This window comes from Streptomyces sp. NPDC008137, assembly GCF_042957035.1.
Classification (GTDB): domain Bacteria; phylum Actinomycetota; class Actinomycetes; order Streptomycetales; family Streptomycetaceae; genus Streptomyces.
Genome location: NZ_JBIBHN010000010.1, coordinates 156705 through 174034, shown reverse-complemented (window position 1 = coordinate 174034; position 17330 = coordinate 156705). Strand labels below are relative to the sequence as shown.

At 71.4% G+C, this 17330-nt stretch carries 16 protein-coding genes; 11 read left to right on the top strand and 5 right to left on the bottom strand.

Annotated elements, in window-relative coordinates:
• The first annotated feature begins 190 nt into the window (after nucleotides 1–190).
• The 3 genes from aceE to ACFZBT_RS19225 all read left to right on the top strand — a co-directional run bounded on the left by aceE (nucleotide 191) and on the right by ACFZBT_RS19225 (nucleotide 4587).
• On the top strand, nucleotides 191–2893 hold the full coding sequence (gene aceE / locus ACFZBT_RS19235) for a pyruvate dehydrogenase (acetyl-transferring), homodimeric type (RefSeq protein WP_391104860.1): 2703 nt from the start codon (nucleotides 191–193) through the stop codon (nucleotides 2891–2893).
• 132 nt (nucleotides 2894–3025) lie between these two features.
• Nucleotides 3026–4012, top strand: a complete 987-nt coding sequence (locus tag ACFZBT_RS19230) for a WYL domain-containing protein (protein WP_391104858.1) — start codon at nucleotides 3026–3028, stop codon at nucleotides 4010–4012.
• 53 nt (nucleotides 4013–4065) lie between these two features.
• Nucleotides 4066–4587 carry a DUF4240 domain-containing protein gene (locus ACFZBT_RS19225; protein ID WP_391104856.1) on the top strand — a complete coding sequence of 174 codons (522 nt, stop codon included), beginning with the start codon at nucleotides 4066–4068 and terminating at the stop codon, nucleotides 4585–4587.
• On the opposite strand, the gene ACFZBT_RS19220 is transcribed toward ACFZBT_RS19225, so the two are convergent.
• Both ACFZBT_RS19220 and ACFZBT_RS19215 read right to left on the bottom strand, forming a co-directional pair.
• Nucleotides 4577–4774 (bottom strand): hypothetical protein, encoded by a 198-nt coding sequence (locus ACFZBT_RS19220; RefSeq protein ID WP_391104854.1) that lies wholly within the window; start codon nucleotides 4772–4774, stop codon nucleotides 4577–4579. The genes ACFZBT_RS19225 and ACFZBT_RS19220 overlap by 11 nt on opposite strands.
• On the bottom strand, nucleotides 4771–5604 hold the full coding sequence (locus tag ACFZBT_RS19215) for an N-acetylmuramoyl-L-alanine amidase (RefSeq protein WP_391104954.1): 834 nt from the start codon (nucleotides 5602–5604) through the stop codon (nucleotides 4771–4773). Before ACFZBT_RS19215 ends, ACFZBT_RS19220 begins: the two co-directional genes overlap by 4 nt.
• A gap of 277 nt (nucleotides 5605–5881) precedes the next feature.
• Here ACFZBT_RS19215 and ACFZBT_RS19210 point away from each other — a divergent pair, with 277 nt between their 5' ends.
• The gene (locus tag ACFZBT_RS19210; RefSeq protein ID WP_391104852.1) at nucleotides 5882–7066 is read left to right on the top strand and encodes a MarP family serine protease; all 1185 of its coding nucleotides are present in this window, start codon (nucleotides 5882–5884) and stop codon (nucleotides 7064–7066) included.
• A gap of 7 nt (nucleotides 7067–7073) precedes the next feature.
• On the opposite strand, the gene ACFZBT_RS19205 is transcribed toward ACFZBT_RS19210, so the two are convergent.
• Nucleotides 7074–7562 (bottom strand): GNAT family N-acetyltransferase, encoded by a 489-nt coding sequence (locus ACFZBT_RS19205; RefSeq protein WP_391104850.1) that lies wholly within the window; start codon nucleotides 7560–7562, stop codon nucleotides 7074–7076.
• A gap of 71 nt (nucleotides 7563–7633) precedes the next feature.
• Between ACFZBT_RS19205 and ACFZBT_RS19200 the strand changes: the two genes are divergently transcribed.
• Together ACFZBT_RS19200 and ACFZBT_RS19195 are read left to right on the top strand one after the other, a co-directional pair.
• Nucleotides 7634–8530, top strand: coding sequence for a TIGR01777 family oxidoreductase (locus ACFZBT_RS19200; protein ID WP_391104848.1), 897 nt, complete (start codon nucleotides 7634–7636; stop codon nucleotides 8528–8530).
• A 236-nt stretch (nucleotides 8531–8766) separates the two neighbouring features.
• A complete protein-coding gene (locus tag ACFZBT_RS19195) occupies nucleotides 8767–10173 on the top strand; it encodes an FAD-dependent oxidoreductase (RefSeq protein WP_391104846.1) in 1407 nt (468 codons plus the stop codon).
• Nucleotides 10174–10243: 70 nt separating this feature from the next.
• On the opposite strand, the gene ACFZBT_RS19190 is transcribed toward ACFZBT_RS19195, so the two are convergent.
• Entirely contained in the window at nucleotides 10244–11722 is a 1479-nt protein-coding gene (locus tag ACFZBT_RS19190) for a regulator (protein ID WP_391104844.1), read from the bottom strand.
• 238 nt (nucleotides 11723–11960) lie between these two features.
• On the opposite strand from ACFZBT_RS19190, the gene lipB reads away from it, so the two are divergent.
• The 4 genes from lipB (at nucleotide 11961) to ACFZBT_RS19170 (ending at nucleotide 15097) form a co-directional block, all read left to right on the top strand.
• Nucleotides 11961–12785, top strand: a complete 825-nt coding sequence (lipB, locus tag ACFZBT_RS19185) for a lipoyl(octanoyl) transferase LipB (protein ID WP_391104842.1) — start codon at nucleotides 11961–11963, stop codon at nucleotides 12783–12785.
• Between the two features lie 94 nt (nucleotides 12786–12879).
• On the top strand, nucleotides 12880–13845 hold the full coding sequence (gene lipA, locus ACFZBT_RS19180) for a lipoyl synthase (RefSeq protein ID WP_391104839.1): 966 nt from the start codon (nucleotides 12880–12882) through the stop codon (nucleotides 13843–13845).
• A 261-nt stretch (nucleotides 13846–14106) separates the two neighbouring features.
• A complete protein-coding gene (locus tag ACFZBT_RS19175; RefSeq protein WP_184596319.1) occupies nucleotides 14107–14319 on the top strand; it encodes a hypothetical protein in 213 nt (70 codons plus the stop codon).
• A gap of 76 nt (nucleotides 14320–14395) precedes the next feature.
• On the top strand, nucleotides 14396–15097 hold the full coding sequence (locus ACFZBT_RS19170; RefSeq protein ID WP_391104835.1) for a DUF4191 family protein: 702 nt from the start codon (nucleotides 14396–14398) through the stop codon (nucleotides 15095–15097).
• 101 nt (nucleotides 15098–15198) lie between these two features.
• Here ACFZBT_RS19170 and ACFZBT_RS19165 read toward each other — a convergent pair whose 3' ends face one another.
• Entirely contained in the window at nucleotides 15199–15666 is a 468-nt protein-coding gene (locus ACFZBT_RS19165) for an RDD family protein (protein WP_391104832.1), read from the bottom strand.
• 210 nt (nucleotides 15667–15876) lie between these two features.
• Between ACFZBT_RS19165 and glnA the strand changes: the two genes are divergently transcribed.
• Nucleotides 15877–17286: a type I glutamate--ammonia ligase gene (gene glnA, locus ACFZBT_RS19160; RefSeq protein WP_382499331.1), complete on the top strand. Its 1410-nt coding sequence runs from the start codon at nucleotides 15877–15879 to the stop codon at nucleotides 17284–17286.
• Nucleotides 17287–17330: the final 44 nt, after the last annotated feature.

Genomic DNA, 17330 nt, shown 5'->3' with positions numbered 1-17330 from the left:
AGGCACCGCGTGCCTACTTTCTCGTGATCAAGAGGTTTTACGCCTCAACCCTTTGATCGATCATCGATCAGAGGGTTACAGTCGCCGACGGGCTTGCCACCCAAGCCCCAGCCCTGTCCTGCCAAAGACAAAGGGCACCCCCGAACCCTTGCCGATGAGGGAACCCCCTTCGACTGAGGAAGGCGGCGACATGACCGACCCCAAAGCCATCCAGCCGAGCGAGCTCGACCAGCTCCCGGACCGGGACCCGGAGGAGACCGCCGAATGGCAGGCCTCCCTGGACGCGGTGACCGAGGCGGCCGGACCGCATCGTGCCGCATACCTCATGCGGCGCACGCTGGAGCGTGCCGAGGGCGCCGGCCTCGCGCTGCCGAAGCTCCTCGAGACCGACTACGTCAACTCCATCCCCACCGCCGCCGAGCCGGGCGTGCCCGGTGACGAGGCGCTGGAGCAGCGGATCACCGCGTGGAACCGCTGGAACGCGGCCGCGATGGTTACGCGGGGCAGCAAGTACGGCGTCGGCGGCCACATCGCCACCTTCGCCTCGGCGGCCTGGCTCTACGAGACCGGCTTCAACCACTTCTTCAAGGGCAAAGAGGCCGACGGCTCCGGCGACCAGCTCTACATCCAGGGCCACGCCTCCCCCGGCATCTACGCCCGCGCCTTCCTCGACGGCCGGCTGAACGAGACGCAGCTGGACAACTTCCGCCGCGAGGCGGGCGGCGACGGCCTGCCGTCCTACCCGCACCCGCGCCGTCTGCCCTGGCTGTGGGAGTTCCCGACGGTCTCCATGGGTCTCGGTCCGCTCTCCGCCATCTACCAGGCGCGCTTCAACCGCTACCTCGCCAACCGCGGCATCAAGGACACCGCCGGTTCGCACGTGTGGGCGTTCCTCGGCGACGGCGAGATGGACGAGCCCGAGTCGACGGCGGCCCTCGCGCTCGCCGCCCGCGAGGAGCTCGACAACCTCACGTTCGTCATCAACTGCAACCTGCAGCGCCTCGACGGTCCGGTCCGCGCCAACTTCAAGATCGTGCAGGAGCTGGAGGCCCAGTTCCGCGGCGCCGGCTGGAACGTGATCAAGACCCTGTGGGGCACGGCCTGGGACGAGCTGTTCCAGCTCGACACCACCGGCGCGCTCGTACGCCGCCTGCGTCAGGTACCGGACGCGCAGATCCAGACGTACCAGACGCGCGACGCCGCCTACATCCGCCAGGACTTCTTCGGCGCCGACCCGGCGCTGGCGGAGCTGGCGAAGCTGCTGAGCGACGACAAGATCCTCGAGTGCTTCCACCTCTCGCGCGGTGGTCACGAGGCGCGCAAGGTGTACGCCGCCTACCGTGCGGCCGTCGAGCACAAGGGCGCGCCGACCGTGATCCTGGCCCAGACGGTCAAGGGCCACACCCTCGGCGAGGGCTTCGCGTCGAAGAACGCCAACCACCAGATGAAGAAGCTGACGGTGGACGAGTTCAAGAACATGCGCGACCTGCTGGAGCTGCCGATCAAGGACAGCGACTTCGTGGACGGCGTGGTGCCCTACGGCCACCCGGGCGCCGACTCCCCCGAGGTCCGCTACCTCCAGGAGCGGCGTGCCGCCCTGGGCGGTCCGGCCCCGGCCCGTCGTGTGCACCCGGTCGCCCCGCTGCCCGCCCCGGCGGAGAAGGCGTTCGCGTCCTTCGACAAGGGCTCCGGCTCGCAGAACGTGGCGACCACGATGGCGTTCGTCCGCCTGGTCAAGGACCTGGTCCGCGACAAGGAGACGGGCAAGCGCTGGGTGCCGATCGTCCCGGACGAGGCGCGCACCTTCGGCATGGAGTCGCTGTTCCCGTCGCTCGGCATCTACTCGCCGAAGGGCCAGACGTACGAGCCGGTCGACCGTGACCAGCTGATGTACTACAAGGAGGCCCAGAACGGCCAGATCCTCAACGAGGGGATCACCGAGGCCGGTTCGATGGCCGACTTCATCGCCGCTTCGACGTCGTACGCGACGCACGGCGAGACGATGATCCCGTTCTACATCTTCTACTCGATGTTCGGCTGGCAGCGCACCGCCGACCAGATGTGGCAGCTCGGCGACCAGCTCGGCCGCGGCTTCCTCGTCGGCGCCACGGCCGGCCGCACCACCCTGACCGGTGAGGGCCTCCAGCACGCCGACGGCCACTCCCCCGTCATCGCGGCGACCAACCCGGCGGCCCTGACGTACGACCCGGCGTTCGCCTACGAGGTCGCGGCCATCGTCAAGGACGGTCTGCGCCGGATGTACGGCGAGGCGGCCCCGGGTGAGGACCAGGACGTCTTCTACTACCTGACCGTCTACAACGAGCCGATGCCGCAGCCGGCGAAGCCGTCCGTGGACGGGGTCGACGAGGGCATCGTCAAGGGCCTGTACCGCTTCAACACGGCGGAGTCCGCGGGCATCACGCCCCCGGCCAACGCCCCGCGGATCCAGCTGCTCGGCTCCGGTACGGCGATCCACTGGGCGCTCAAGGCGCAGCAGTTGCTCGCCGAGGAGTGGGGCGTGGCGGCCGACGTGTGGTCGGCGACGTCCTGGAGCGAGCTGCGCCGGGACGCCCTTGAGGCGGACGAGGCGCTGCTGCGCGGCGAGGAGCGGGTGCCGTTCGTCCGGCAGGCGCTCCAGGGCGCCGAGGGCCCGGTGCTGGCGGTCTCGGACTACATGCGCCAGGTCCCGGACCAGATCGCGCAGTGGGTCGAGCAGGACTGGTCCTCGCTGGGCGCCGACGGCTTCGGCCTCTCGGACACCCGTGAGGCGGCCCGCCGCCACTTCGGCGTGGACGCCGAGTCCATCGTCGTCGCGGCCCTGGCCCAGCTCGCCAAGCGCGGCGAGGTCCAGGCGACGGCAGTGAAGGAAGCCCGCGAGAAGTACGGTCTGTAGGATCTGCGGCCCCCATCGGTCCCGGTCGTTCGTCGACCGCGGGCCGGTGGGGGCTTGTCGCGCAGTTCCCCGCGCCCCTGAAACAGGCCTGCCCCCGCACACCCGCACCCGAACACGCACCATGATGGCCCTATGCGTGCTGCCCGGCTCATCAAGATGGTGCTGCTGCTCCAGTCCCGGCCCGCCATGACGGCCGCCGAACTCGCCCGTGAGCTGGAGGTGTCGGAGCGGACGGTGACCCGGGACGCCCAGGCACTGTCGGAGGCGGGCGTTCCGGTGTACGCGGACCGGGGCCGGGCCGGAGGATACCGGCTGGTCGGCGGGTACCGGACACGGCTGACCGGGCTGCACCGGGGCGAGGCGGAGGCGCTGTTCCTGTCCGGGGTGCCGGGTGCGCTGCGCGAGATGGGCTTGGAGGACGCCGCCTCGGCCGCGCAGCTGAAGGTGTCGGCGGCGCTGCTGCCGTCCCTGCGGGACGCCTCGAAGACGGCGGCGCAGCGGTTCCATCTGGACGCGCCGAACTGGTTCAAGGAGCCGAGGACGCCCGCGCTGCTGCCTGCCGTGGCCGACGCGGTGTGGGACGACCGGCGGGTCGTCGCCCGGTACCGGCGCGGGGAGGACGAGGTCGTCCGGGAGCTGGAGCCGTACGGGCTCGTGCTGAAGGCGGGCGTCTGGTACCTGTGCGCGCGGGTGGCCGGGGGCGGGTCCTTCCGGGTGTACCGGATCGACCGGTTCACGGCGGTGGACCCGGGCGGGGAGCGCTTCGAGCGGGAGCCGGAGTTCGAGCTGCCCGCCTTCTGGGAGGAGCGCGCGGAACAGTTCGCCCGGTCCATCCTGCGGGCCCGGGTGGTGGTGCGGTTGTCCCCCGACGGTGTGCGCGCACTGCCGTACGCCCTCGACTCGCTGTCCGCGCGGGAGGCCCTGGCGGACGCGGACGGTCCGGACGCCGACGGATGGGTGACGGTGGCGCTGCCGGTGGAGTCCGAGGAGGTCGCCCACACCCAGCTGGCGGCGCTGGGCGCGGAGGTGGAGGTGCTGGCGCCCGAGAGCCTGCGCGAGCGGTTCGCGGCGGACGCGCTGCGGTTGGCGGGGCTGTACCACCGCGCGGACGGCGCATAACGATCCCGCGCACTCCGGGTGCGCCCGTGTGCCCCAGGGCCGATGCTTGTCCCGTGATGGACGAGACGGAGTTCTGGGAGCTGGTCGACGACTCTCGCGAGGCCGCCGAAGGCGACCCGGAGGAGCAGGCCGACCTGCTCGTGGAACGGCTCTCGCGGCTGGACCCGGACTCGGTCCTGGACTTCGCCCGGCACTTCGAGTCGCGCTACAACCGCGCCTACCGCTGGGACCTGTGGGGCGCCGCCTGGGTGCTGCTGGACGGGGCGAGCGACGACGCCTTCGACTTCTTCCGGTGCTGGCTGATCGGCCAGGGCCGCCATGTCTTCGAGGGCGCCGTGCACGACCCGGACTCGCTCGCCGAGCTGCTGGACGAATTCGACGAGGAGATCGACGGCGACGGCGAGGAACTCGGCTACGCGGCGGACGAGGCCTACGAGCAGCTCACCGGCGTGGTCGCCCCGGACCTGGAGATCCCGCCCGCGCCTCCGGAGCCGGAGGGCACCTCGCTCGACTTCGAGAACGAGCGGCTCCTCGCCGAGCGCTATCCCCGGCTGTGGGAGCGCTTCAGGGGCTGACCGCGAGGCTCCTCCGGCTGTCGGCCTTCACCGCGTGGTGCAGCGGGGCCGCGTTGGCCTGGTCGAGGGCGGACGCGGTGGCCGCCGCCGGGCCCAGGACGACGGTCGCGACCGCGCGGAGCACCGCCCAGGGGCCGCGCGTGGCCGCGCTCCGGGTGTGCGGGTTCTCCGTATGACCGTTGTTCATGGTCCCCACCTCCGGTCGGCTGTCTGTGAGGGTGACCGTAGGGGGCCGGGATCTGAGGACACCGCGCGCCGGCTGTGGCCTTGCTGTGGGTCCTCGGGCCGGTGCTGCAGACGGGCCGCCAGCTCTCTGATCTCCGGCAGGCGGGCGTGCAGGGCGGCGCCGGGGCAGCTGGTCATGTAGCCGTCGTTGTGACCGGCGAGGGCGGGCAGTTTCGCGGAGGTGCCGGCCGCGTACCGGCTCAGGCCGTTGCTGGAGACCAGGCGGACGCTGGCTCGCGGGTCGGTGCCGGACAGGCCCAGTTTCCAGGCGGACAGCGCGGCGATGGCGTGGACCATGGGTCGCGGTACGGGCATGCCCTCGGTGAAGGTGCCGAGGGCGGCGATGCCCGTGGTGCCGTGGTTGAAGCCCTGGGTGTGGGCGCCGGTGACGGCACGCTCGACGCCGCCGGCGCGGCCCTCGTAGATGGTGCCGCAGCGGTCGACGACGAAGTTGTAGCCGATGTCGTCCCAGTCGCGGGTGCCGGTCTGGCCGGTGTACACGTCCCGGATGATGCGGGGCGAGTCGGCGCAGTCGTAGCCGTTGGGCGTGTCGGTGTGGTGGATGAACACGGCGGAGACCCGGTCGTCGTAGCGGGGGCGCGGCTGGGTGCGGGCGGCGTCGCCCAGCCAGTGCGACCGGAGCACGATGTGCGGCCGGGGGGCGGTGTAGGGCTTGGCGGTGGGGCGGGCCGCGGCCGGCTCGGGGGCGCTGTCGGCGGCGTTCTCGACGCCGTAGGCGCACAGCACCAGCGCGACGGCGGCACTCAGGCCCGGCAGGCAGCCGAGGCCCACCCGGGCCGCGCGCGGCAGGCCGGATATTCCGGGTGTCCTGGCGGCGCGGTGCCTGCGCGCACCCCGCCGTCTTCGGAAGACACGCATGTGCTCACTGTCGGCCCGATCCGGTCCGCCCGCGATGTGTGATGTGCCACCCGGTGGAACCATCGTCACGGTCCGCGACGTTTTTCCTGGTGCACGGGCGCGTGGCCGATTCTGATCATCCACGCGCGTGTGACTGATCACCGGGCCCTCCCCCCACGTACTAAGGGGTTCCGAATGAAAGGCGGCGTGCGTGGACCTGCTCGACATCCTGCTGTTGCTGGTCGTCCTGGCCTATGCGGCGTCCGGGTACCGGCGCGGGCTGGTGGCCGGCTGTGTGTCACTGGCGGGCTTCGTGGGCGGCGCGGTCATCGGCGTGTGGGTCCTGCCGTGGGTGATGGACCTGGTGACGCCGGGGACCACGGGGGCGACGCTGACGGCGGTGTTCACGGTGCTGCTCCCGGCGGTGGTGGGGCACGAGCTGGCGGGGCGCCTCGCGCTGCGGCTGCGGCGGGAGCTGGACAGGGGGCCGCTCAGAGTGGCGGACGGGATCGGCGGGGCCGTGGCCAACTCCGTCGCCGTGCTGATCGTGGCGTGGGTGGCCGCGAGCGTCCTGGGCGTGTCCTCGTCGCCGCTGGTCACCTCGGCGATCCGGGACTCGCGGCTGCTCGACGCCGTGCAGCGGACGATGCCGGAGACCACACCGGCCTGGTTCTCGGGGGCCACCTCCGCGCTGACCCAGGCGGGCTTCCCTCAGGTCTTCAACCCGTTCGAGAACGAGTCGACCGCCGAGGTCGCCGCGCCCTCCGGTGACAGCGTCACCGCGGCCGCCACCAATGCCGCCAAGCGGAGCACGGTGAAGGTCGAGGGCGTCGCCGGCACCCAGGGCCGCGAGGGCAGCGGGTTCGTGTACTCCCGGGAGCACGTGATGACCAACGCCCATGTGGTGGCGGGCATCGACGAGCCGACCGTGCAGATCGGCGGGGCCGGGCGGACGTACGAGGCGCGGGTGGTGCTCTTCGACTCGCAGAAGGACGTGGCCGTGCTGTACGTGCCGGGTCTGAAGGCGCCGGTGCTGCCGTTCGACGACGCGGCGGAGCGCGGCGACTCGGCGGTCGTCGCTGGCTATCCGGAGGACGGCGACCTGAACCTCCAGGCGGCAACGGTCGCGAACCGCGTGCGGGCGACGGGCCAGAACATCTACAACGACGGGGCGGTCACCCGCGAGATCTACTCGATCCGCTCCACCGTCCGCCCCGGCAACTCCGGCGGCCCGCTCCTCACCACCGACGGCCGGGTCTACGGCGTGGTCTTCGCCCGCTCCACCTCGGACGCCGAGACCGGCTACGTCCTGACGGCGGCCGAGGTCGCCGCCGACGCGCGACGGGCGGCGGACGCGACGACTCCGGTGGACACCGGCGAACTGGCCGCGTCATAGGTCCGGCTCAGAGGGAGTGCCCCATCAGTACGTCGTCGACGTACTTCCCGTCGAGCAGGAACTCCTCGGGCAGGATCCCCTCCACCACGAACCCCTCGGACTCGTAGAGCCCCCGGGCCGGAGCGTTGTGGGCGAGGACGCGCAGGGTGAGGCGGCGGGCGCCGCGCCGACGGGCCTCGTCGACGGCGGCGCGGACCAGCGCCCGCCCGACACCCCGGCCGCGCGCGTGCTCGCCGACGGCCAGGCCCTGGATCTGGCGGACGTGCCGGTTGGCTTCGGCCGGGGTGGGAAATCCGAGGAGGACGTAGCCCGCGAGGAGGTCGCCGACCTCGGCGACAAGGCAGTCCCCGGGCGCGTGCCGCTCACCGAAGAACGGCGGGTACGGCGGCTGCGGCTCGGGCATCACGGCGTGCAGGGGCGACCAGACGGCGCGGTCGAGCCGCCCGAGCGCCTCGTCGTCGTCGAGCCGGGCGGTTCGTATGTGCGGAGTCGGCATGGCGGTCACGGTACGTCGGCGAGACCGGATCCCGACGGGGCATTTACGGGCGCGACCGGCAAGATTGAGCCATGCGACGCATCGCGGTGACCGGCGCCTCCGGTCTGATCGGCAACGCTCTGGTGCGGTCCCTGACCGCGGACGGGCACGAGGTGGTGCGCCTGGTGCGCCATGAGCCCCGGGCGGCGGACGAGGTCCGCTGGGACCCGGAAGGCGGGCGGGTGGACGCGGCCGGGCTCGCCGGGTGCCACGGGGTGGTGAACCTGGCGGGAGCCGGGGTCGGCGACCGTCGCTGGACGGACGCCTACAAGCGGCGGATCCGCGACAGCCGGGTGAACGGCACGACGGCGCTCGCCGAGGCCGTCGCCGCGCTGGACGAGAAGGACCGGCCGCGGGTCTTCGTCAACGGCAGCGCCATGGGCTACTACGGCGAGACCGGGGACCGGGCCGTCGACGAGAGCGCGCCGGCGGGTGAGGGCTTCCTGCCCTCGCTGTGCGTGGAGTGGGAGGGCGCCACGGCACCGGCCCAGCAGGCCGGTGTCCGCACGGTGTTCACCCGGACCGGCCTGGTGGTGTCCCGGGACGGCGGCGCGTGGGGGCGGCTTTTCCCGCTGTTCCAGGCGGGGCTGGGCGGGCGGATGGGCGACGGGGGCCAGTACTGGTCGTTCATCGCGCTGCACGACGAGGTCGCCGCGATCCGGCATCTCCTCGACACCGACGGTCTGTCCGGGCCGTTCAACCTCACCGCCCCGAACCCCCTGACGAACCGTGAGATCACCGCGGCGATGGGACGCGTACTGCGCCGTCCGACGCTGTTCGCCGTGCCCGCGCCCGTCCTGCGGAGCGTGCTCGGCGAGATGGCGGGCGATGTGCTCGGCAGTGCCAGGGTGCTGCCGACGCGGCTGCTGGAGTCGGGCTTCCGGTTCGCGTTCCCGGAGATCGAGGGGGCGATCCGGGCGGCGCTGTGACGGGTCCGGTTCGGCTCACGGCCGTTTCGAGTCGGCTCCTCGAGTCGGCTCCTAGCCCCCTGCGACCACTTCATGCCCACAAGGCATCCGTATGCGACCGCCGTGCGACCGTGCCCTGTTGATGCGCGACCCCATTTGACCGATCACCGCCCTACCCTCGACCAGAACTCGCGTATCCCTGCGGCCTGTTGAGGGCATGACGTCTCCAGCGCCCGCGCAACCTCGAGGAGGGGCACGTGCTTGAGCCCGCGTACCAGGCGGACGTGGTCGTCGTGGGGGCCGGGGTCGCCGGACTCTCGGCCGCGAACCGGCTCACCCGCGCAGGAGTGACGACCATGGTCCTGGAGGCCGCCCACGGGGTCGGCGGCCGCATGGCGACGGAGAAGGTGGACGGCTTCCGGCTCGACCGAATCGGCCAGTTGCTGTCCACGGCCTACCCGGAACTGCGACTGACACCCGGCCTGGGCGGGCTGGTGCTGCGCCCCTTCGCGCCCGGTGTCCTGCTGCACGGCGACGGCCGCCACCATCGCGCGGGCGTCCAGGCCGGTACAGGGGGCGCACGGGGCGCACGGGGCGCGCTCCATGCGGTGCGCGCCCTGGCGAGCGCTCCCCGGTCGCCGGTCGCGCCCAGGAAGCCGGTGGCGGTACCGGGCCGGCAGGTCTCGGTGCCCCGGAGCCGGTCCGGCGCCCCGCTCGGCACGGCCGTCGACCAGGCCCGGCTGGGGGCCGCTCTCACCCGGCTGGCGAGCACCCCGGCCGAACGGCTGCTGGCCCGCCCGGAGCGGCCCGCCGGTGAGGCCCTGGCGGCGCGCGGGCTGCCCGCCCGTACGATCGACGGCTTCCTGCGTCCGCTGCTCGCCGCCCTGCTGTGCGACCCGGACCTGACCACGTCCAGCCGGTGCGCGGACCTGGCGCTGCGGGCCTTCGCGAGCGGCCGGCTCTGTGTACCGGAGGGCGGTGCGGAGGCCCTGCCGGAGCTGCTGGCACGCACGCTGCCGCCGGGCACCGTACACACCGGCGTGCGCGTCACCTCGGTCTCCACGACCTCGGTGACCACCGCCGAGCACGGCGAGATCCGCTGCCGGGCGGTGCTGGTGGCGACCGACGCCCGGGCCGCCGCCGAGCTGCTGCCGGGGCTGCGGGTGCCGGACTTCCACCCGGTGACGGTGGTACATCACACGACCGACGAGCCGCCCGAGACGGGGGCGTCGCTGCTGCTCGACGCGGATCTCGGTGGGCCGGTCGCGCACACGGCGGTGGTGAGCCGGGTCGATCCGTCCCGTGCCCCTGCCGGGCGGGCACTGGTGTCCTCGACGGTGCTGGGACGGCCGCCGGGGGATGTCGACACGGCGGTGCGGATGCACTTGGCGCGGCTGTACGGGATGCCGACGGCTCGGTGGGAGACGTTGGCCGTACACCAGACGGTGGAGGCTGTGCCGGCGATGCGGCCGCCGCATGATCTGCGGCGGCCGGTGCGGTTGATCGCCGGGCTGTATGTGTGTGGGGATCACCGGGATACCAGCACGGTGCAGGGGGCTTTGCACTCCGGGCATCGGGCTTCGGCGGCGATATTGGCGGACTTGGGGGCGGGGCGGTCGATGCATGTTGCCGATCCGCTGCCGACTGTTCCGCGGGCTGCGTAGGTGCTTTGCAGGGGTGCGGGTGCGTGGGGGCTTGTCGCGCAGTTCCCCGCGCCCCTGAAAGCAAGGAACCTCACCCCAAGGCCGCCACCTTGTCGCGGTAAGTCCGCACGGGTGCCGCGTCCTTGTACGGCTCCAGCCTTCGCTCGAAGTCCCTCACGTACTCCACCGCCCGCACCGAACGCATCTCCGCGGCCTGGCCCGCCGCCTCCGCCCCCAACTGACAGGCCTGGTCGAGTTCGCCCAGGCCCAGGCGGGCGGTGGCCAGGACGACGCGGCAGAAGAGGCGGCTGCGGGCGTAGGAGGGGGCGCGTAGCTGCAGGGAGCGTTCCGCGTGCTGGGCGGCGGCGCGGAACTGCTGCAGGTCGCGGTGGCAGTGGCCGAACTCGTCGGCGAGCTGTGCCTCGTCGAAGAACCTCGCCCAGTGCGGTACGTCGTCCCCGGGCCGGGCCGTCTCCAGGGCGCGCTCGGCACGGACCAGGGCCGCGGTGCAGGCCCGGACCTCGCCGAGCACCCCGTGCCCGCGCGCCTCGGAGGCGTGCAGCAGCGTCTGCACGACGGGCGGGGCCGAGGTGCCGACGCCCTGCTGTGCCACCCGGGCGAGCTGCACGGCCTCCCGCCCGTGCCCGAGGTAGACGGCCTGCCTGCTCATGGTGACCAGCACATACGCCCCGTACGTCCGGTCCCCGGCCGCCTGGGCGAGCCGGAGCGCCTGGACGAAGTAGCGCTGGGCGAGTCCGTGCGCGGCGATGTCGTACGACGTCCAGCCCGCGAGCCGGGTCAGGTCGGCGGCGGCCGCGAACAGCCGGCGGCCGGTCTGCTCGCCGTAGGTGCCGCGCAGCATCGGCTCGCACTCGTGCTCCAGATAGCGCACCAGGGCCTGGCGGGCGTGACCGCCGCCGTAGGCGTCGTCGAGGGTGCGGAAGAGCTCCCCGACCGAGCGCAGGGCGGCGATGTCGCCGGCGGTGACCTTCTGGCCGGGGCCGCGCTCGGCCTGGCCGCGCTGGCGGGGCAGGGACGGCAGGCCGGGCTCGGCCGATGCGGGGAGCCGGACGGGGACGCGGCCCTGGGCCGGGATGCGGGCGGCGGGCGGCTCGCCCCGGGCGACCTTCTCGTCGGCCCGGCCGATCAGCCAGTCCCGGCTCGGCACGACGAGCCCGGCCGGGGTGAAGGCGATCTTGCGCAGCTCGGCGTGGCTGCCGGAGTCCTTGCGCCACAGCCCGCTGACGATGTCGACGGCCTCCTCGGGGGCGGCCGCGAACTCCAGCCCCGCGTAGACCGGGGCGCAGGCGTCCAGGCCGAGGTCCTGGGCGGTGAGGCGGCGGCCCAGACGCCGGGTGAAGACCTCGGCGATGAGCGCGGGCGTGGTACCCCGGGGCTGCTGGCCGCGCAGCCACCGGGTGACGGAGGTCTTGTCGTATCTCAAGTCGAGCCCGTGTTCGAGACCGAGCTGGTCCACGCGACGGGCGAGTCCCGCGTTGGAGAACCCCGCTTCTGCGATGAGCGCGGCGAGCTGTCGGTTGGGGGTGCGCTGCGCGGGTCGTTCCGTCATGGTGCGGTGCGGTCTCCTGCCTTCCGGTGTCGGTACTGTGCCGGATTGCCTGTGAGCAGGCCTTTTGGCTTGCTGGACGGCGCGAATGTAGCGGAGAGTAAGCACCCCATCACACATTTTCGCGGACATTCATCCGATCGTGTGAGGATTGGCCCCGGGACTGACGTCTGCGGGCCGGACGTACAGTGGCTTGGGCGCGATACGTGTCTGACACACCTGTCCGAGGGAGGCGCTTGCCGTGAGTGGGTTGCGGTTCGTCCGCATGGGGTTCGGTGACCAGGCCGTCGAATACCAGGAGGCCTGGGACGAGCAGCGCCGGGTGCACGCGGCGCGGTTCGCCGACGAGATCTCCGACACGGTCCTGCTCCTGGAGCATCCCCCGGTCTACACGGCGGGACGGCGCACGGCGGACAACGAGCGGCCCCTGGACGGCACGCCGGTCGTCGACGTGGACCGCGGCGGCAAGATCACCTGGCACGGCCCCGGCCAGCTGGTCGGCTACCCGATCCAGAAGCTGCCCCGCCCGGTGGACGTCGTGGCGCACGTACGCCGCCTCGAAGAGGCCCTGATCCGCACCTGCGCGGAGTTCGGCCTGGAGACGAGCCGGGTCGAGGGCCGCAGCGGCGTGTGGGTCCTGGGCGACCCGGTCGAGCGGCGTCCCACCTGGGGGTCCCCCCGGCCGGAGGCTGGGGGAGGCCTGGCCCTGGACTTCGACCCGCGTCTGCACGACGAGGAGTTCGACCCGCGCATGAACGGCCCGGAGTACGCCCCGTCCAACGCGGGCCAGCGCCGCGAGGACCGCAAGATCGCCGCGATCGGCATCCGCGTGGCCAAGGGCGTCACCATGCACGGCTTCGCGCTCAACGTGAACCCCGACAACAAGTGGTTCGACCGGATCATCCCCTGCGGCATCCGTGACGCGGGCGTCGCGTCCCTGGCGAACGAGCTGGGCCGCGACGTGACGATCGAGGAGGTCCTGCCGGTGGTGGAGCGGCACCTGAGGGACGTACTGGAGAACGCGGAGCTGAAGCCGCGGGAGATCGAGAAGACCCCGGCGGCATAAAACGGGCTGTGGAGGGGCTGGCACCCCCGCAGGCATTCAAAACCACGGGCGTACCCTTGAGGGCGCCGAAGAATCAATCGCTAGGGAGCCGGTCGTGTCCGCAGTCGCACCCGACGGACGCAAGATGCTGCGCCTGGAGGTCCGCAACAGCCAGACCCCCATCGAGCGCAAGCCCGAGTGGATCAAGACCCGGGCGAAAATGGGTCCCGAGTACACCAAGATGCAGAACCTCGTGAAGAGCGAGGGCCTGCACACGGTCTGCCAGGAAGCCGGCTGCCCCAACATCTACGAGTGCTGGGAGGACCGGGAGGCGACCTTCCTCATCGGCGGCGACCAGTGCACCCGGCGCTGCGACTTCTGCCAGATCGACACCGGCAAGCCCGAGGCGCTCGACCGCGACGAGCCGCGCCGGGTCGGCGAGTCCGTGGTCACGATGGACCTGAACTACGCCACGATCACCGGCGTCGCCCGCGACGACCTGGAGGACGGCGGCGCCTGGCTGTACGCCGAGACGGTCCGCCAGATCCACCAGCAGACGGCGGACCGCGAGGACGGCCGGACGAAGGTCGAGCTGCTCGCGCCCGACTTCAACGCCGTCCCCGAGCAGCTGGCGGAGGTCTTCTCCTCCCGCCCCGAGGTCTTCGCGCACAACGTCGAGACGGTCCCGCGGATCTTCAAGCGCATCCGCCCCGGCTTCCGCTACGAGCGCTCCCTGAAGGTCATCACCGAGGCCCGTGACTACGGCCTCGTCACCAAGTCGAACCTGATCCTCGGCATGGGCGAGACCCGCGAGGAGGTCAGCGACGCGCTGAAGCAGCTGCACGACGCCGGCTGCGAGCTGGTCACCATCACTCAGTACCTGCGGCCCTCCGTACGCCACCACCCCGTGGAGCGCTGGGTGAAGCCCCACGAGTTCGTGGAGCTGCAGCAGGAGGCCGAGCAGATCGGCTTCTCCGGTGTGATGTCCGGCCCGCTGGTGCGCTCCTCGTACCGCGCGGGACGGCTCTTCACCATGGCCATGGAGCGGCGGGACGCGCGCATCGCGGCCCAGACCGCCTGACGCACCGTCACCGCCCCTGCCCGACACCGGGCGAGACAAGCGTGTGAATTCCCGCACAAGAGACTACTCGCCAGTAGCGGCCGATTCGACGCGGTCCTGACCGTCCTCGCAGATGAGGGCACATGTCAGGACCGCGTCGGCGTTTCACCGCTCCCCGCCGGGGCTTCATGGGTGTTTGACCGGCCGGTCACGCCCTGGTAACACCAATCAGTGACGCTGAACTCACAGCACGTACACCCATACCGAGGGGGGACCTCACCCATGCAGGCCGCGCCGGTCCGCGCCACCGCGATTCCGTCCTTCACCACCGCACTGCGTGCCGTCGAGTCGCTGCTGATGAGCAGCGGTCAGCGCACCGCCCGCCGCAACGCGTGGACCTCCGTGCTGGAGGACCGCCGCCGCGCCAAGGACCGGGTCGAGACGCAGCGCGTCCTCGACCAGTCCGTTTCCCGTTCCGTGTCCGTCCGCCCCTGAGCGCGGCCCCTCCCCCACGGGGCCCCCGCGGGCACTGCCGTCGTCGGCGCTTGTGGGGCCACGTAGACTTCGTGCCATGGCGAGGAAGGAACCTGCAGCGGACGCTGCGAACCCCGGGCGACTGAAGCAGATCGCTCTGACCTACAAGATGACCCGCAGGGCCGACAAGAAGATCGGTCTTGTACTCGCGGCAGTCGGAATCGTCACCTTCGGTGTCTTCCTCGCGATCGGTTTCTTGATCGGTCACCCCATCTATCTCGGCATCCTGGGCCTCCTGCTCGCCTTCCTCGCGTCGGCGATCGTGTTCGGGCGCCGGGCCGAGCGGGCCGCCTTCGGGCAGATGGAGGGACAGCCCGGTGCCGCGGCGGCGGTGCTCGACAACGTCGGCCGGGGCTGGACGACGACCCCCGCGGTGGCGATGAACCGCAACCAGGACGTGGTGCACCGCGCGGTCGGCAAGGCCGGCATCGTCCTGGTGGCCGAGGGCAACCCGAACCGGGTGAAGTCCCTGCTCGCCGCCGAGAAGAAGAAGATGAACCGCATCGTCGCGGACGTGCCCGTGCACGACCTGGTCGTGGGCACCGGCGAGGGCCAGGTCGAGCTGAAGAAGCTGCGCACGACCATGCTCAAGCTGCCGCGCGTGCTGACCGGACCGCAGGTCACGGCCACCAACGACCGGCTGCGCGCCCTCGGCGACCTGATGAGCAACATGCCGCTGCCGAAGGGGCCCATGCCGAAGGGCATGAAGCTGCCGAAGGGCGGGCCGAAGGCTCGCTGACCCCGCACACTGACGACGAAGGGGCGCCCGGATCACACCGGGCGCCCCTTCGTCGTCAGTGAAGGGTCACTGTACGTCGTCAGTGAAGGGTCACTGTGGCGCTAGATACGGACCTCGACCGTGCCCGCCATCCGGTCGTGCAGACCGCGGCCGTCGCGGTCCCAGACCAGGGCGGGGATCGCGAGGAAGAGCAGCACCGTACGCAGGAGGGTCCGCCAGGGACTGACGCGGCCCGTGTCCAGGGCGAGCACCCGCAGGCCGAGGAGCCGCTTGCCCGGGGTGGAGCCGACCGTACCGACCGTGAGCACCATGAGGGCGAACAGGATGAGCGGCGCCCAGATCTGGGCCGCTTCGTTGTAGCTCTGCGTGATAAGACCGTATGCGATCAGGAGACTCAGACCCCAGTCCACGGCGAGGGCGCCGAGACGCCGCCCCGGACGGGCGATCGAGCCGGGTCCCTCCTCGGGCAGACCGAGCTGCTCGCCCCGGTATCCGAAGTCGACACCGGCCTCTTCCGCGGCCGCGCGGGGCCCGGAGAGCCACGATCCGAGTGCTTGCCTGTTGTCCACCCGTCCACGGTACTGCGCCCGTAAATGACCAGGGCACGGCGGGGTGTGATCGGGCTACGGTGGAGAGTGAGCCGGTTAACTTGTGCGAAACAAATGAGTCACGCCAGAGAAATCACCCGTCCCTAGGGTCTACGTCAGCGTGTGCCACCCGCACTGGCAGCACGAACGAACTACCACCCCGGCGGGACGGTCGGGAGTAGGAGGAGCTGGATGTTCCAGAACGCCGACGAGGCCAAGAAGTTCATCGCGGACGAGGACGTCAAGTTCGTCGACGTCCGCTTCTGCGACCTGCCGGGCGTGATGCAGCACTTCACGATCCCCGCATCGGCCTTCGACCCGGCCGAGGAGCTCGCCTTCGACGGCTCCTCGATCCGCGGCTTCCAGGCCATCCACGAGTCCGACATGGCGCTCCGCGCCGACCTGTCCACCGCGCGCGTCGACCCGTTCCGCCGCGACAAGACGGTCAACATCAACTTCTTCATCCACGACCCGATCACGGGCGAGCAGTACTCCCGTGACCCGCGCAACGTGGCGAAGAAGGCCGAGGCCTACCTCGCCTCCACCGGGATCGCCGACACGGCGTACTTCGGCCCCGAGGCCGAGTTCTACGTCTTCGACAGCGTGCGCTTCGCGACCAGCGCGAACGAGTCCTTCTACCACATCGACTCCGAGGCCGGCGCCTGGAACACCGGCGCCCTCGAGAACAACCGTGGCTACAAGGTCCGCTACAAGGGCGGCTACTTCCCGGTCCCGCCGGTCGACCACTTCGCCGACCTGCGTGCCCAGATCTCCCTGGAGCTGGACCGGGCCGGCCTGCAGGTCGAGCGCCAGCACCACGAGGTGGGCACCGCCGGCCAGGCCGAGATCAACTACAAGTTCAACACGCTGCTCGCCGCAGCCGACGACCTGCAGCTCTTCAAGTACATCGTGAAGAACGTGGCGTGGCAGAACGGCAAGACCGCGACCTTCATGCCGAAGCCGATCTTCGGTGACAACGGCTCGGGCATGCACGTCCACCAGTCGCTGTGGACGGGCGGCCAGCCGCTCTTCTACGACGAGGCCGGATACGCGGGCCTGTCGGACACCGCCCGCTACTACATCGGCGGCATCCTCAAGCACGCCCCGTCGCTGCTGGCCTTCACCAACCCGACGGTGAACTCGTACCACCGCCTGGTCCCGGGCTTCGAGGCGCCGGTCAACCTGGTCTACTCGCAGCGCAACCGCTCCGCGGCCATGCGTATCCCGATCACGGGCTCCAACCCGAAGGCCAAGCGCGTCGAGTTCCGCGCGCCCGACTCCTCCGGCAACCCGTACCTGGCCTTCTCGGCGCTGCTCCTCGCGGGCCTGGACGGCATCAAGAACAAGATCGAGCCGGCCGAGCCGATCGACAAGGACCTCTACGAGCTGGCCCCCGAGGAGCACGCGGGCGTCCCGCAGGTCCCGACCTCCCTCCCGGCCGTCCTCGACCGCCTTGAGGCCGACCACGAGTTCCTCCTCCAGGGCGACGTGTTCACGCCGGACCTGATCGAGACGTGGATCGACTACAAGCGCGCCAACGAGATCGCGCCGCTGCAGCTGCGTCCGCACCCGCACGAGTTCGAGCTGTACTTCGACGTGTGATCGACGCCTGATCGAGGCATCACGACCGCGCCCCCGCCGCTGTA

What these genes read in the sequence shown, in the direction of transcription:
- ACFZBT_RS19190 (WP_391104844.1), bottom strand. Translation starts at nt 11,722, where the DNA reads ATGACGGAACGACCCGCGCAGCGCACCCCCAACCGACAGCTCGCCGCG.
- ACFZBT_RS19175 (WP_184596319.1), top strand. Translation starts at nt 14,107, where the DNA reads ATGCAGGCCGCGCCGGTCCGCGCCACCGCGATTCCGTCCTTCACCACC.
- aceE (WP_391104860.1), top strand. Translation starts at nt 191, where the DNA reads ATGACCGACCCCAAAGCCATCCAGCCGAGCGAGCTCGACCAGCTCCCG.
- glnA (WP_382499331.1), top strand. Translation starts at nt 15,877, where the DNA reads ATGTTCCAGAACGCCGACGAGGCCAAGAAGTTCATCGCGGACGAGGAC.
- ACFZBT_RS19220 (WP_391104854.1), bottom strand. Translation starts at nt 4,774, where the DNA reads ATGAACAACGGTCATACGGAGAACCCGCACACCCGGAGCGCGGCCACG.
- ACFZBT_RS19200 (WP_391104848.1), top strand. Translation starts at nt 7,634, where the DNA reads ATGCGACGCATCGCGGTGACCGGCGCCTCCGGTCTGATCGGCAACGCT.
- ACFZBT_RS19205 (WP_391104850.1), bottom strand. Translation starts at nt 7,562, where the DNA reads ATGCCGACTCCGCACATACGAACCGCCCGGCTCGACGACGACGAGGCG.
- ACFZBT_RS19230 (WP_391104858.1), top strand. Translation starts at nt 3,026, where the DNA reads ATGCGTGCTGCCCGGCTCATCAAGATGGTGCTGCTGCTCCAGTCCCGG.
- ACFZBT_RS19170 (WP_391104835.1), top strand. Translation starts at nt 14,396, where the DNA reads ATGGCGAGGAAGGAACCTGCAGCGGACGCTGCGAACCCCGGGCGACTG.